Origin of the sequence: Streptomyces sp. SID3212 (genome assembly GCF_009865405.1) — a bacterium.
Taxonomy (GTDB): Bacteria; Actinomycetota; Actinomycetes; order Streptomycetales; family Streptomycetaceae; genus Streptomyces.
In genome coordinates, this window is record NZ_WWJY01000071.1 from 1 (window position 1) to 14,290 (window position 14,290).

The 14,290-nt window shown below is 72.6% G+C and carries 16 protein-coding genes; 8 read left to right on the forward strand and 8 right to left on the reverse strand.

Going from position 1 to position 14,290, the window contains the following annotated elements; all coding sequences use genetic code 11:
* The 3 genes from GT042_RS02480 to GT042_RS02490 all read right to left on the reverse strand — a co-directional run.
* A partial coding sequence (locus GT042_RS02480) for an ABC transporter permease (protein ID WP_161307053.1) occupies positions 1 to 830 on the reverse strand: 830 nt, incomplete at its 3' end.
* Between the two features lie 40 nt (positions 831 to 870).
* Positions 871 to 1,689 carry a molybdate ABC transporter substrate-binding protein gene (gene modA / locus GT042_RS02485; protein ID WP_161307054.1) on the reverse strand — a complete coding sequence of 273 codons (819 nt, stop codon included), beginning with the start codon at positions 1,687 to 1,689 and terminating at the stop codon, positions 871 to 873.
* 177 nt (positions 1,690 to 1,866) lie between these two features.
* Entirely contained in the window at positions 1,867 to 2,262 is a 396-nt protein-coding gene (locus GT042_RS02490; protein WP_161307055.1) for a helix-turn-helix transcriptional regulator, read from the reverse strand.
* 189 nt (positions 2,263 to 2,451) lie between these two features.
* Between GT042_RS02490 and GT042_RS02495 the strand changes: the two genes are divergently transcribed.
* The 3 genes from GT042_RS02495 (at position 2,452) to GT042_RS02505 (ending at position 4,758) form a co-directional block, all read left to right on the forward strand.
* Positions 2,452 to 2,871 (forward strand): TOBE domain-containing protein, encoded by a 420-nt coding sequence (locus GT042_RS02495; RefSeq protein ID WP_161307056.1) that lies wholly within the window; start codon positions 2,452 to 2,454, stop codon positions 2,869 to 2,871.
* A gap of 95 nt (positions 2,872 to 2,966) precedes the next feature.
* Positions 2,967 to 3,542 (forward strand): TetR/AcrR family transcriptional regulator, encoded by a 576-nt coding sequence (locus GT042_RS02500; RefSeq protein ID WP_161307057.1) that lies wholly within the window; start codon positions 2,967 to 2,969, stop codon positions 3,540 to 3,542.
* 16 nt (positions 3,543 to 3,558) lie between these two features.
* Complete coding sequence (locus tag GT042_RS02505) at positions 3,559 to 4,758, forward strand: GDSL-type esterase/lipase family protein (RefSeq protein WP_161307058.1); 1,200 nt, start codon at positions 3,559 to 3,561, stop codon at positions 4,756 to 4,758.
* Positions 4,759 to 4,798: 40 nt separating this feature from the next.
* Here GT042_RS02505 and GT042_RS02510 read toward each other — a convergent pair whose 3' ends face one another.
* From GT042_RS02510 to GT042_RS02520, 3 genes are all read right to left on the reverse strand, one after another.
* Positions 4,799 to 6,094 carry a methyltransferase gene (locus GT042_RS02510; RefSeq protein WP_161307059.1) on the reverse strand — a complete coding sequence of 432 codons (1,296 nt, stop codon included), beginning with the start codon at positions 6,092 to 6,094 and terminating at the stop codon, positions 4,799 to 4,801.
* Positions 6,095 to 6,169: 75 nt separating this feature from the next.
* On the reverse strand, positions 6,170 to 6,412 hold the full coding sequence (locus GT042_RS02515; protein ID WP_161307060.1) for a hypothetical protein: 243 nt from the start codon (positions 6,410 to 6,412) through the stop codon (positions 6,170 to 6,172).
* Positions 6,413 to 6,416: 4 nt separating this feature from the next.
* On the reverse strand, positions 6,417 to 7,091 hold the full coding sequence (locus tag GT042_RS02520) for a TetR/AcrR family transcriptional regulator (RefSeq protein ID WP_161307061.1): 675 nt from the start codon (positions 7,089 to 7,091) through the stop codon (positions 6,417 to 6,419).
* A 322-nt stretch (positions 7,092 to 7,413) separates the two neighbouring features.
* On the opposite strand from GT042_RS02520, the gene GT042_RS02525 reads away from it, so the two are divergent.
* A complete protein-coding gene (locus tag GT042_RS02525) occupies positions 7,414 to 8,817 on the forward strand; it encodes a DUF2252 domain-containing protein (protein ID WP_161307062.1) in 1,404 nt (467 codons plus the stop codon).
* 58 nt (positions 8,818 to 8,875) lie between these two features.
* On the opposite strand, the gene manD is transcribed toward GT042_RS02525, so the two are convergent.
* Both manD and GT042_RS02535 read right to left on the reverse strand, forming a co-directional pair.
* Positions 8,876 to 10,090 carry a D-mannonate dehydratase ManD gene (gene manD, locus GT042_RS02530; RefSeq protein WP_161307063.1) on the reverse strand — a complete coding sequence of 405 codons (1,215 nt, stop codon included), beginning with the start codon at positions 10,088 to 10,090 and terminating at the stop codon, positions 8,876 to 8,878.
* Positions 10,091 to 10,168: 78 nt separating this feature from the next.
* Positions 10,169 to 10,729 (reverse strand): TetR/AcrR family transcriptional regulator, encoded by a 561-nt coding sequence (locus GT042_RS02535; RefSeq protein ID WP_161307064.1) that lies wholly within the window; start codon positions 10,727 to 10,729, stop codon positions 10,169 to 10,171.
* A gap of 141 nt (positions 10,730 to 10,870) precedes the next feature.
* Between GT042_RS02535 and GT042_RS02540 the strand changes: the two genes are divergently transcribed.
* From GT042_RS02540 to GT042_RS02555, 4 genes are all read left to right on the forward strand, one after another.
* Positions 10,871 to 11,329, forward strand: coding sequence for a nuclear transport factor 2 family protein (locus GT042_RS02540; protein ID WP_161307065.1), 459 nt, complete (start codon positions 10,871 to 10,873; stop codon positions 11,327 to 11,329).
* A 134-nt stretch (positions 11,330 to 11,463) separates the two neighbouring features.
* Complete coding sequence (locus GT042_RS02545) at positions 11,464 to 12,027, forward strand: universal stress protein (RefSeq protein ID WP_161307066.1); 564 nt, start codon at positions 11,464 to 11,466, stop codon at positions 12,025 to 12,027.
* A 201-nt stretch (positions 12,028 to 12,228) separates the two neighbouring features.
* Positions 12,229 to 13,092 (forward strand): class I SAM-dependent methyltransferase, encoded by an 864-nt coding sequence (locus GT042_RS02550; protein ID WP_161307067.1) that lies wholly within the window; start codon positions 12,229 to 12,231, stop codon positions 13,090 to 13,092.
* Positions 13,089 to 14,290: hypothetical protein (locus GT042_RS02555; protein ID WP_161307068.1), on the forward strand; the 1,202-nt coding region annotated here is incomplete at its 3' end. The genes GT042_RS02550 and GT042_RS02555, both read left to right, overlap by 4 nt.

Genomic DNA, 14,290 nt, shown 5'->3' on the forward strand with positions numbered 1-14,290 from the left:
TGGGTGGCGCGCTCGCGGGTGCCGCCGCCCGTCCAGCGGCCACGCAGGGCGATCAGGACCGCCATGGCGATGGCGAGCAGCAGCAGGGAGACGGAGGTCGCCGCCTCGGGGTCGTCCTGGAGCAACAGGTAGACCCGGAGCGGGAGGGTCTGGGTGGTGCCGGGCAGGTTCCCGGCGAAGGTGATCGTCGCGCCGAACTCGCCGAGCGCCCGCGCCCAGGTCAGCGCCGCGCCCGCGGCCAGCCCGGGCGCGACCATGGGGAGAGTGACGGTGAGGAACACCCGTACCGGCGAGGCGCCCAGGGACGCGGCGGTCTCCTCGTAGGCGGGCCGCAGACCGGCGAGAGCGCCTTCGAGGCTGATGATCAGGAAGGGCATCGCCACGAACGTCGCGGCGAGGACCGCGCCCGAGGTGTGGAACGGCAGCGTGATGCCGAAGCTGTCCTCCAGCCAGGGCCCGAGCAGCCCCCGCCGGCCGAAGCCGAGCAGCAGCGCCACCCCGCCCACGGTGGGCGGCAGCACCATGGGCAGCAGGACCAGGGAGCGCACCAGGGTCTTGCCGGGAAATCGCACCCGGGCCAGAAGCCAGGCCAGCGGAACCCCGAAGAGCAGGGACAGCCCCAGGGACCAGAAGGACACGATCAGCGAGAGCTTCAGCGCCTCGACCGTGTCGGGTTCGGTCAGGTGCGTGCCGAGCCTGCTCCACTCCGTACGGGCGAGGATCCCGACCAGGGGCAGCAGCAGGAAGGCGATCGCGACCAGCGCGGGCAGGAGCAGGGTGAGGGGAGCGCCGCGGGGGCGGAGGCGTCCGCCCGGGAACGCCCGGTTCACCGGGCGTTCCCGGAGGCGGTCCGCCCCTCGTCGGGAGAGGTCACGGCTTCTGGAACCCGGCGTCCTGGAGGATCTTCTGGGCCTCGGGACCGCTGAGCCACGCCACGAACGCGGCGGCGGCCTCGGCGTGCTTGGACGTCTTGAGCGTGGCCGCCGGGTACTGCGCGATCGCGTTCTGCGCGTCCGGGATCTCGATGGCGTCGACCTTGTCGGGCGCGGTCTCGGCGTCGGTCTTGTAAACGATGCCCGCGTCGGCCTCGCCCAGCTCGACCTTGCTCAGCACGGCGCGGACGTTCGGCTCCTGGGAGACGGGCTTGACGTCGATCTTCTGGGCGTCGAGCACCTGTTCGCTGTAGCGGCCGACCGGCACCTCGGGCGCGGCCAGCACGACCTTGAGCTTGGGGTCGGCGAGGTCCTTGAGGTTCTCGACCTTGTCCGGGTTGCCCTCACCCGTGGCGATCACCAGCCGGTTCTTGGCGATGATCGTGGGGGTGCCGGTGTCGGACTTGAGCCCGTCGATGGTCTTGGTGTCGGCGGTGACCAGCGCGTCGGCGGGGGCGCCCTGCTTGACCTGGGCGGCGAGTTCCTGCGAACCGGCGAAGGAGAACGTCACCTTCGTACCGGGGTGCGACGACTCGTACGCGGCACCGGCCGTCTTGAACACGTCGGTGAGCGACGACGCGGCCAGCACGGTCAGGTCCGCCGAGGCGGGCGCGTCGGAGGCCGCCCCGGACGTGGTCGCGGCGGCTTCTGGCTTCTTGTCGCCGTCGTCGTCACCGCCGCATGCGGTCAGGGGTACGAGGAAGGCGGCGGTCACGAGCGCGGCGGCGGCGCGGCGACGGCTGAAGGTGAAGGTCATGAGGGCGAGGGCTCCTTGGCGGTGCGTCCCTGCGGTCCACAGGGACGGAACGGACCTGGCGCGCGACGGACGTGGCGCGGAACGGACCTGGTGCGGGAGGAATCAGGAAGAGCGGGAAAAGCAGGAAAAGGAAGAGCAGGAAGATCAGGCAGGGCTGCGGATCGCGAGGCCGAACGGTCAGGCGCGGTCGATGTGCACGCTGGTGGACTTCACGCGGGCGGTGGCCTGCATGCCGACCTCCAGTCCCAGCTCCTCGACACCCTCCCGGGTCAGCAGGGAGACCAGCCGGTGCGGGCCGGCCTGGATCTCCACCTGGGCCGCGACATCGCCGAGTTTGATGGCGGTGACGATCCCCGGGAACGCGTTGCGGGCCGAGGTGTACGACACGTCGTCCTCGCCGGCACCGCCCTGCGCGACCTCGACGGAGAACGCCGCGAGATCGGCGCCGTCGATGAGCCTCCGGCCGCCCTCGTCACGATGGGTGGCGACCCGGCCGGCGTCGGCCCAGCGGCGCGCGGTGTCGGGACTCACCCCGAGGAGGCGCGCCGCCTGACCGATTGTGTAGGACTGCATGTGCGACAAGATAGGCCGATTTCCCTGGCATTCACAATTCTTTGGTGGGATCTCTCTGGCAGATGCGAGTTCTGCCGGAGGAAGGCACAGGCCACCCGGTGTCGCCGTGCCGACGCCGCGTGTGACTAGAGTGCGGTGACATTTGATGGACAAAACCCGCATTTCACCCCCTTCTGCGAGGCGCATCCCATGAGCTTGAGCATCCGGAACCAGCTTTCCGGAACCGTCACGGCCATCTCGCCCGGAGAGGTCATGGCCGCCGTCAAGGTGCGGCTGGCGGGCGGTCAGGAGATCACCGCCGCCGTCACCCAGGAGGCGGTGGCGGAACTGGGCCTCGCGCCGGGCACCCCCGTACGCGCCCTGGCGAAGTCCACCGAGGTCGCGCTGGCGACCGGCTCGGTCGAGGGGCTGAGCATCCGGAACCACCTCCCCGGCACCATCACCGAGATCACGTCGGGCGGCGCCATGTCGGGGGTCAAGGTGGCGGTCGAGGGTGGCCTCCTCACGTCCGCCGTCACGACGGACGCCGTCACGGATCTCGGCCTGGTGGTCGGCACCTACGTCGTGGCGCTCATCAAGTCGACCGAGGTCTCCCTCGCCACCCTCTGAGGGCCGACCGCTCGCCTTCCGGCATGACGACGGGCCGATTTGCCTAAAACTGTTAGGCAAATGCATGATGGCTATCGTCGAAAGGGAGGAAGGTTATGGTTCGCGCGGGGCTGACCCCGGAGCGTCTGACGCGGGCGGGGGCGGAACTGGCCGACGAGGTCGGCTTTGACGACGTGACCGTCTCGGCGCTCGCGCGGCGCTTCGACGTCAAGGTCGCGAGTCTGTACTCGCACCTGAGGAACTCGCAGGACCTCAGAACGAGGATCGCGCTGTTCGCGCTGGAGGAACTGGCCGACCGGGTCTCCGCCGCGGTCGCCGGACGGGCGGGCAAGGACGCCCTGGCCGCCTTCGCCGACGCGTACCGCGACTACGCCCGCGAGCACCCCGGCCGGTACGACGCCGCCCGCCTCCGGCTCGACCCCGAGACGGCGGCGGCCAGTGCCGGGGTGCGGCACGCGCAGATGACCCGCGCGATCCTGCGCGGCTACGACCTGGGGGAGCCCGACCAGACCCACGCGGTCCGGATGCTGGGCAGCGTCTTCCACGGCTACGTCAGCCTGGAGATGGCGGGCGGCTTCAGCCACACCGCCGTCGACCCGCAGGAGTCCTGGGCCTGGACCCTGGACTCCCTCGACGCGCTGCTCCGTGCCCGGGCATCCCACACCTCTTGATCAACAGGCTGGACCGATGAGCACCGACCACGAGAACCACACCACCGACCACCACTGGGTCACCACCCCCGTCACCGCCGACCTCCTGCGCGGCTTCCTCGACCTGGAGCGGACCCCGTACGGCCTGCTCCCGCACCGGCTGCCCGCCCAGGCCCGCCGGCAGATACCCGACGACCAACTGGCCATGGCCGAGGCCCAACCCTCCGGTGTGCGCCTGGTCTTCCGCACCCGGGCCACCACCGTCGAACTGGACACCCTGCCCACCAAGCGGGCGTACCGGGGGTTCCCGCCCCCCGCGGACGGCGTGTACGACCTGCTGGTCGACGGCCGCCTCGCCGCCCAGGCGACCGTGCCCGGCGGGAACGTCCGCACGATTGTCGACATGATGACCCAGTCCGCCGAACTGACCGAGGGGCCTTCCGGCACCGCCCGGTTCACCGGTCTGCCCGCGCGCGACAAGGACGTCGAGATCTGGCTTCCGCACACGGAGACGACCGAGTTGATCGCCCTGCGCACCGACGCCCCGGTCGAGCCGGCGCCCGACGGCGGGCGGAGCGTGTGGCTGCATCACGGCAGTTCCATCAGCCACGGCTCGAACGCCGCCCACCCCACCGGCACCTGGCCGGCCCTGGCCGCGGCCGCCGGCGGGGTGGAGCTGGTCAACCTGGGGTTCGGCGGCAGCGCGCTGCTCGACCCCTTCACCGCCCGGGCGATACGGGACACCCCCGCCGACCTGATCAGCCTCAAGATCGGCATCAACATCGTCAACGCCGACGTGATGCGCCTGCGTGCCTTCGGCCCGGCGGTCGACGGCTTCCTCGACACCGTCCGCGAGGGGCACCCGGCCACCCCGCTGCTGGTCGTGTCCGCCCTCCTGTGCCCGGTCCAGGAGGACACCCCCGGCCCCCTCGCCCCCGACGTCGACGGCGGCACCCTGCGGTTCAAGGCCACCGGCGACCCGGCCGAACGCGCCGCCGGGCGCCTGACGCTCAACGTCATCCGCGACGAACTCGCCCGGATCGTCGCGCGGCGGGCGGCCGACGACCCGAACCTGCACTACCTCGACGGCCGTGAGCTGTACGGCGAGAAGGACCACGCCGAGTTCCCGCTGCCCGACGGGGTCCACCCCGACCCGGCGGGACACCGCCGCATCGCGGAGAACTTCGCGCGGCTGGCGTTCGCCGACGGCGGCCCGCTCACCACCGGGACCGGCTGACCGGATCAGGGCGGCATCGCGGCCACCCGGCGCCCGCCGGTCAGTTCTTGACGGACCGCAGGATCACGAACTTCGGGTCGCTCGTCACGACCTCGCAGTTGCCGAAGAGCCGCTTGAGCTTGGTGTGGTAGCCGAGGTGGCGGTTGCCGATGACCCACAGTTCGCCGCCGGGGCGCAGCGCGGCGCGCGATCCGCCGAACATGCGCCAGGCCGTCGCGTCGGTCGTCGACTGATGGGTGTGGAACGGCGGATTGTTCAGCACCAGGTCGACCGACTCGGCCGGGACGTCCGACAGGACGTCACCGAGGAGGAACGCGGCCTCGGTTCCGGCGTCGACGTTCTTGCGGAAGGTCGCCTCCGCCGACGCCACGGCGGAGTACGACTCGTCGATGAAGGTGACCCGCGCCTCGGGATTGGCCAGGGCCATCGCCGTACCGACCACGCCGTTGCCGCAGCCGAGGTCGACCACGTGGTCGGCGCCCTCGCGGCGCGGCAGATGGTGCAGCAGGAAGCGGGTGCCGACGTCGAGGCGCTCCGCGCAGAAGATGCCCGCGTGATTGACGACCGTACGGCCGGACACGGTTCCGAGCCCGTCGGGCAGGGCGTAGCTGTGCGGCCAGGGCGACGGCGTCCGTACCCGGCCCGGCGAGGGCGAGGTGTAGATCAGCCGGGCCTTCCTGACCGCCAGCGAGGTGGTGGTCGGGCCGAGGATCTGGTCGAACAGCTTGAGCGTCGAGGTGTGGATCTCGGTGACCCGTCCCGTACCGACGACCACGGTGTCCGGGTGGACGGCGGGCGCGAGCCGGTGCAGCTGGTCCTCCAGCTGCGCGAGGCTCCTGGGCACCCGGATCAGCAGGACGTCGACGCGCTCCGGCGGGGTGTCCCGGGCGGAGAGGAGCCGTACCTCGTCCGCCGCCGCGCCGTCGCGGCGCAGATTGGCCAGCGTCGCCTGCTGGGTCAGGTACGAGTCGGTGATCTGTACGAGGGGTCCCGTGGTGGCGCTCCCCCGCCGGCGGGCGGCGAGGGCGGTGGTCAGGGCGCCCCAGCGGTCCCCCACGACCACCACGGTGCCGGAGAGGTCCGTGGCACCGGGGCCGGTGCCGGGCTCCGGGAGGGCGTCCGGCCCGGACGGCGCGCCGTCCCCGGGGGCGGCGTCCGGGACCGGATCCGGGTCCGGGACCGGCGCGGTGTCCGGCCCGGCCTGTGGACCTTCCGTTCCAGCGAGGTGCCGCAGCAGATACTCGTCGGCGCTGTCCCACGCGCGCAGCGTCTCGCGGGGATGTTCGGGAAATCGGGTGAGGCCGAACTCGCCCCAGAGAGTCGTCAAACGGTTCATGGTCCGCCCAGGCTAGCCCCCGTGGCCGCACGCGTGCGCCGCGCGACCGGGTGGACACCTCCGGGAGGGCCCTGGTCAGGGGGCGGTGTCGCTCTCCGGAGGCCGGCGCGCGCTGTCGAGGGCGGCCCGCGCCTGCCGGTACGAGAGGACCGCCGCGAATTCGGTACGGGCGATCTCCAGGACCACCTCGGCGTCGGCGGGGGGATGGGGGTGGTCGCGCAGGGCGATGTCCGCCGCGGCCCGCGCGAGCAGGTCGTCGTCCGGGGACGCCCCGGGCTGGGACATCGTGCGCATCACCTCGTGCCAGAGTCCGGCCATCGAGTCACTTCCCTTCGTACGCGGGGGTGCCGAGCGTGGCGAGAACGTGGTGGATCATCTCGTCGGTGAGCCGGTCGCGGGAGAGCGAGGCGTTGTTGCGCGCCCAGTGCGCGACGAGTTCGTTGATCGCGCCGATGAGCGCGACCACCGCGAGGGTGTAGTCGCGGGGCGCGGCCTCGCCGCGGCCGACGGCGCGGCCCGCCTCGCCCATGAAGAAGTCGGTCCACAGGCTGCGCCAGAGCAGCCGGTGTTCCTCCACCGCGGGCCCGGCCCCGATGACCTCGACAAACGCGACGCGGGTGGCGGCGGGGTCCGCGGTGACGGTCGCGATGTAGGCGCGGCACAGGGCCGTGACCCTGGCGCGGGTGGAGGCGGAGCCGACGGCAGGGTCCGCGAGGACCACCAGGGCGGCTTCCATACCGGCCCTGGCGATGTCGTTGTGCAGGGCGATCAGCAGGGCCTCGCGGCTCTCGAACTCCTCGTAGAACGCCCGGATGGACACATGCGCGGCGGCGCAGATCCGTTCGATGGACGTGGCCGCGAAGCCGCGTGTGGTGAACAGTTCGAGGGCGGTGGCCAGCAGGCGCTCGCGGCGCCGGGCGCGCCGCGCCTGTCCCGTGAGAGCCGCCGGGGGTGTACCCCCGGATTCCCCGTACTGATCCAATTCGACCTCCCCCATGGGCCCGGAACCTGCCGTGACCGACGCGCGGCGGCGGCTGCGGTAAGAGCGCTTATCGAGCATGCCACGCACGGGAGAGCGGTAGGGCCCGTTCCGCGAACAATCCGGGTTCCCGGCCGCCCGAACGGACAGCCGAGCGGTCACCCGGTCGGTCACTCGGCCGGTCACCCGAACGGCCGTCACGCCGGGCTGCGGGCCCGCTGTCGCGTGATGCTCGTACGGAGTCGTGAAACGCGTAGGGAGTGCCGAACACGGCCTTGCCGGGACCGGGCAGGAACGACCAGGACCGATCAGGGCGCCGTCACGAGCGAGAGGGGCCGCCATGACCACTCCCGCCGACCGGGCACTGACCGGCCGCGCCGCGCGCCACCGCGCGTCCCGCTCCTCGCACGGCCTGTGGATCCCGCCGGCCCACCGGACCGATCCGCTCGCGGTGCTGGCGGGCCGGAACAGCGGACGGATCCCCGAGTTGCTGCCCCTGCACTACGCGCGCATGGCCGCCTCCCCTTTCGCCTTTCTGCGCGGCGCCGCCGCCGTGATGGCCGCCGATCTGGCGCACAGTCCCCGCACGGGTCTGACCGTTCAACTGTGCGGGGACGCCCACCTGCTGAATTTCGGCTTTTCCGCCTCTCCCGAACGCGCGCTCCTTTTCGACCTCACCAACTTCGACGAGACGCTGCCGGGGCCCTTCGAATGGGACGTGAAACGTCTCGCCGCGAGCATCGCGGTCGCGGCCCGCGAGAACGGACAGCCGGACGGTGAGGCGCGGGGGGCCGCCCTGGCCGCCGCGGGGGCGTACCGGACATGGATGCGGCGGCTGGCGGACCTCGGCGAACTGGACGTCTGGTACCGGCATCCGGACACCACGGACCTGCCGGCGCTGGTACGGGCCGGGCAGCGCGGCCCCAGGGACGCGGACACCGGGGGACCTGTGGATCTCAGCGACCCCGCCGCCCCCTCCCGCTCCTCGGTTCCCTCCGCCTCCCCGGACCCGTCCTTCGCCCGGCCCCGGACGAGCCTGCCCGCCCTGGAGAAGCTGACCGACACGCCGGGCGGCCGGCGCCGGATCACGCCCGACCCGCCCGTACTGGAGCCGGTGGGCCGCATCGACGCGGCGGCGCTGCGGCGGATCTTCATCGGCTACCGCAGCACTCTCCCCGAGGACCGCAGGGTGCTCCTGGACCGGTTCCGTTTTGTGGACGCGGCCCGGCAGGTCGTGGGGGTCGGCGGCGTCGGCATCCGCTGTCACCTCGTCCTGCTGGAGGGCCGCGACTCGGCGGATCCGCTGTTCCTCCGGATCAAGGAGGCCGGGCGCTCCGCTCTCGAACCGCCGCTGCCGAGGGGCGCGTACGAACACCAGGGGCATCGGGTGGTCGCGGGGCAGCGGCTGCTCCAGGCGGCGGCCGACCCCTTCCTCGGCTGGGTGACAGGGCCGGAGGGCCGTCACTTCTACTGGCGCCAGCTGCGCGACGTGAAGGGCGCGAGCAAGGTCGGCGACCTGACACCGGCGCTCCTGCTGGACCACGCACGGCTCTGCGGTACGGCCCTGGCCCGCGCGCACGCCAGGTCGGGCGACCGGATCGCCATCGCGGCGTACCTCGGCCGCGCCGACACCTTCGACCGGGCGGTCGCCGACTTCGCGCTGCGGTACGCCGACCGCACCGCCCTCGACCACGCCGGCCTGCGGGCGGTCCTGGCGTCGGGACGGACACCGGCAGCGGGCTGAGGGCGTGGCCGCGAGCCGGGCACCACTTCGCGGACACGCCCGTGAGCCCGACCGCGTGCTACCAGTCGTGGACCGTGCCGTCGCCCAGCCGGTTGACGGGCAGGTAGGCCGGCTCGTACGGGAAGCGGGCGGCGGTCTCCTCGTCGAACTCCACGCCGAGGCCCGGCGCGTCGGACGGGTGCAGCAGACCGCCGGCGAACCGGTAGGAGGGCCGGAACACCTCCAGGGTCCACGCGGAGTGCGGCGCGTACTCCTGAATGCCGAAGTTGTGCACGGCCAGGTCCAGATGGATCGCCGCCGCCATCCCGACGGGAGAGATGTCGGCGGGACCGTGGATGCCGGACTTGACGCCGTACACCGCGGCGAGGTCGAGCAGCTTGCGCATGGCGGTGACACCCCCGACGTGCGTGACCGCCGACCGTACGTAGTCGATCAGCCGCTCACTCAGCAACGGGCCGTAATCGTGCAGGGAGTTGAAGACCTCGCCGAGGGCCAGCGGGGTGGTGGTGTGCTGCCTGACGAGCCGCAGCGCGGTGGGGTCCTCGGCCGGTGTCACGTCCTCCAGCCAGAACAGGTCGTACGGCTCCAGGTCCTTGCCCAGCCGGGCGGCCTGGATCGGTGTCATCCGGTGGTGCCCGTCGTGGAGGAGCGGCAGCGCGGGGCCGAACTCCGCCCGGACCGCCTCGAAGACCCCGGGCATGTGCCGCAGGTAGGCGGGGGTGTCCCAGACCTCCTCGAAGGGCCTCGGGTGGCCGCCCACCGCGGCCGGCGCCTCGCCCGCCGCCCCGTCCACGCCGTACACCGAGTCGAGTCCCGGGATCCCGGACTGGATCCGGACGGCGCGGTAGCCCCGCTCCAGGTGGGCGCGTACGGAGTCGAGGATCTCCGGTACGTCCCGGCCCGAGGCGTGCCCGTAGGCGAGGGCGCCCGACCGGGAGGCGCCGCCGAGGAGTTGGTAGAGCGGCATGCCCGCCGTCTTCGCCTTGATGTCCCAGAGGGCGGTGTCGACGGCCGCGACGGCGGCCATCGTGACGGGGCCCCTGCGCCAGTAGGCACCCCGGTACAGGTACTGCCAGGTGTCCTCGACACGCCCGGCGTCCCGGCCGATCAGCAGCGGTGCGACATGGGCGCGCAGGTAGCTCTCGACCGCCAGCTCCCGCCCGTTCAGGGTGCCGTCACCCAGTCCCGTGACGCCGTCCTCGGTGGTGAGGCGCAAGGTGACGAAGTTGCGGCCGGGGCTGGTGACGAGGACGTCGGCGGCAATGATCTTCATGGAGGGCGCGGCTCCTGTCGGTGGTGGAAGCGGGCCGGTCCACCGTACTCAGGCGGCGAGCGGGCCGCCCCACCGCACTCAGCGGTCCGCCGCCGCCATCAGCAGAGCCGCCGCCTCCCGCGCCTGGCGGGCGGGTTCGCTCGTCCCGAAGACGCCGGCGGTCACCATGGCGCCCTCGGCGAGGAGCAGCAGGTGGCCGGCCGTGCCCGCGGGCAGTCCCGCGTCGGCCGCCAGCCCCTCCAGGTAGTGCAGGAAGGCCGTTTTGTGCGTACGGGCCTGGGCGGCCACGCGCGCGGAGGTGGCGCCGAGTTCCCCGTACGCGTTGATCCAGGCGCAGCCCCGGAAGCCGGGCTCGCCGAACCACGCGTGGAGATGGTCGAAGACGGCCAGGACGCGCTCGCGGGGATCGCTCTCCTGCTCCACCCGGTCGGCGAGCCGGCGCCGCCACACGAGGTCCCGCCGCTCCAGGTAGGCCTCGACCAACTGCTCCTTGGCGGGGAAGAGTTGGTAGAGCCGCTTGAGCGACACACCGGAGGCGCCACGGATGTCGTCCATGCCGACGGTCTGGATGCCCCGGCCGTAGAACAGCTGCTCGGCGGCGTCCAGCGCCCGCGACCTGGCCGCGGCCGTGTCCTTCACCTGATCACTCACTCCTTGTCACTCGGTCCTTGACCCGAGAACCAGCGTTCTCTACGGTATCAAGGGAAGGGAGAACGCTGGTTCTCCAGGGTTGAGCACACCCCCTCCGGCCACCCGTCGCACTCCCCCGAGGACGCCACCATGACCACCCGACCGCCGCTTCCCCCCTTCACCGACGACACCGCCCGGCAGAAGGTCCAGGCCGCCGAGGACGCGTGGAACACCCGCGACCCGGAGCGGGTCTCGCTGGCCTACACGGAGGATTCGCGGTGGCGCAACCGCGACACGTTCGTCACCGGACGGCCCGCCATCGTGGAGCTGCTGGCGGCGAAGTGGGCGCGGGAGCTGGACTACGCGCTGCGCAAGGAGCTGTGGGCGTTCGACGGCGACCACATCGCCGTGCGTTTCCAGTACGAGAGCCATGACGCGGCGGGTCAGTGGTGGCGCAGCTACGGCAACGAGCTGTGGGAGTTCGACGAGAACGGCCTCATGACGCGCCGGGAGGCCAGCATCAACGACGTGGCCATCGAGGAGGGCGAGCGCCGGATCTTCGGTCCCCGCCCCGAGGCCGAACGGGGTGTGGCGTTCCCGCTGCGGTGAGTGAGGCCGACGGAAGGGCGGACACGCCAGTGACGCGTCAGGAACAGGCCTGCCGCCTCGCGGACCCGTACCGCACGGCTGTTCAATGGAGGGGTACCCCGGCGCACGCGGCGCCGGCGAGGAGTGTGAGTCCCATGCACCCATCGGGCAGGCCCCCGTCGAGCGACCGGCGTGTCGTGGTGGGGGTGAACGGGTCGCTGGGCAGTCTCGCGGCCCTGCACCGGGCCGCCGCCGAGGCCCGCCGGACGGGCGGGCAGCTGTGGGCCGTCCTCGCCTGGGACCCGCCGCCCGGCGAATTCACCCAGCACGGCTATCTGCCGTCGGTCCCGCTGCTGGAGGCCTGCCGCCGCGCGGCGGGCCTGGAGCTGGCCACGGCCCTGCGGAACGCCTTCGGGAACGCCGGTCCCGACGTGCCGGTGGACGGGCTCGTGAGCCGTGGCACTCCCGGCCGGGCACTCGTCCAGATCGCCTCCCGCGAGGACGACCTGCTGGTGGTCGGTACGGGCCACCGGGGCCTGCTGCACCGCGCGCTGTTCCCCTCGGTGGCGCGGTACTGCGTCGCCCACGCGGCGTGTCCGGTGCTGACGGTGCCGCCCCCGCCGTTGCAGCGGGAGCTGGAGACGGCGAGCAGGCGCAACGCGCTGCGGCTCCCGCTCGACGCGCGGGAACTGGACGGCGGCCGGATCTCCGAGGTGTGACGGCGGAGGTGTGACGGCGTCCGAGGGGCGCCGCGGCGGCCGCGCCGCTTCACCCGCTTCACGACGCGAGGCCAACAGCCCCACGGGGGACGTGTATTCGGCGCCGGGTGCCTCTTGCGCCCACCCCGTTCCCGGGTGATACCAAGGAGACCGCGGGACAGGGACGTCGGCGCAGCGTCAGGGAATGGGGCGGTTCGAAGGATGCAGGGTGGAGTCGGACTGACCGCTTATCTCGTCAACGAGTCCCGCCTCCGCCGGCCCGACCTCGCCGAGGACACATTGGCGGGCGCGTGGATCCCCGAGGACGGACGGCCCGAAGTCAGGGCGCTGTGGCAGGAGTTCGCCGAGGCTGTCTATCCGTACGACGATCTCGTCGTGTCGCTGCGCGGCCGGGTCATCGCCGACACGCTCGCCGAAGCACTGCGGGCCGACCCCGAGACGGTGCTTGTGGTGTGCGGGGCGGGCTTCTCCTCCTACCCGTGGTTGTTGCGCTTTCCCGTCGCGGTGGAGGTGGACCTGCCGGAGATGGCCGAGGCCAAGCGGCGGCGTGCGGCCGAGCTGATGGCGGCCGGGACCGCCGCGAAGCGGGATGTGCGCCATCTCGGGGCCGACCTGGCCGTCCCGGCCGAACGCGCGTCGGTCGCCGCGCGGGTGCGGGAGATCGCCGCCGGCCGCCCGATCGCGTACGTCGCCGAGGGTGTCGTGTTCTACCTGCCGCCACGGGAGGCCCGCGCGGTGGTCGCGCTCGGCGCGGAGTTCGGCACGAGCACGGTCAGCGCCGTGAGCTACTGGCCCGCGACCGCCTCGGGCAGCCGGGTGCTGGAGCGGCAGCGTGCCTGGTTCCGCAGCCGGTCCGTCCCGCAGGACGCGAGCTACCTGACCCACGCCGAGGTGGCCGGTCTGCTGGGCGCGCCGCTGGACGACCTCGGTCCCGAGGATCTCCAGCGGCGCTACCTGGACGGGGTCGTGGTGCCCGAGAGCGCACTGATTCCGGAGTACGTCGCCGTGTCCTGGGCACGCGGCGCCGCCGGGGCCGCCGGACGGGCCGCCGGAGCCGCCGGATGAGTGCCGTACTGCACCTGCAAAGCCGTGCCTACCCGCTCCACCACCGCACTCCCACGGCCTCGCCGGGCATCGTCGTGGTGCCCGGCCACGGCGAATTGCGGCCGGTGACGGGCGGCCTCAACTCCCTTGCCTACAACCCCGACAGCACCATCGAGCTGGACCTGACCGGGATCGTCGCGCCCGCGATCGTCCTGCCCGGCGCGCGGATCGTCGCCTGCCACGCCCGCATTCTGACCGCCGGCACCGTACTGGTCGTCTACGCGCTGGAGCACGAACAGGACCTGCGGCGGCTGAGCCTGCCCGATCTCGACGCCCTGGACGCCGCCGTCAACCGGGTGTTACGCGAGGCGGACGCGCCGGTCCTCACCGCCGTGCTGTCCGCCGCCGTCACCGGCGGCCTGGTCCAGGGCATCGCGCTGCGCCCCGATCTCGCGGTGGCCGGCACCCGTTCGCCGATCGATCGCAGGTCCGCGCGGTACAACGCGCACTTCGTCACCGAGCGGCCACCGTGGCAGCCCGACGCCCGGGTGCCCGTGGTCAGCTCCGGCCCCGACTGCCGCATCCTCCTGCCGTACACGTACGCCTGGGACCGCGACCCGGACACCGCGCTGGCCGACCTGCTGACCATGACCGAGCCGACCGACATCGCCGTCGCCCAGCAGTCCCTGCTGACGGGGGCGCTGATCGCCGGGCGTTGGGTGCTCGCGGACCTCGCGCACGCGCATCCGGAGAGCACCGACGTGCACGCGTTCCGGCGCTTCCTCGACGGGCTGTGGGCCGATTTCCACCACCTGGACAGCTACCGGATCGAGTCTCTCCAGGCGCACCGGGCGAGCTATCTGTCCGCCCGGCAGGTCATCGGTCTCGACGACACCCAGGAGCGCGCCGACAAGCTGCTGGGTTACGTGAGCAGTTCCCTGCTGGCCGCCGCCTCGGAGCGGGCCGAGGCCCTCGACACCCGGCTCAATCGGGTCGCGGCGGCCCTCACCGTGGTCAGCGCGGCCGCTTTCGGCCTGGACATCGCGGTGTTCGTGCTGCCGGAGGTGTCGCTGTGGCCGAAGCTCGCCGTGGTGGCGGGGCTGCTCGGCATGGTGACGTCCGGGCTGATGGTGGCGATCCTGCCGGGGGCGCTGCGCCGGGCCGTACGGAGGCGCCGGGCCGGGACCCCGCCGGGCGCACCCCAGCCGGGCGGACCGCC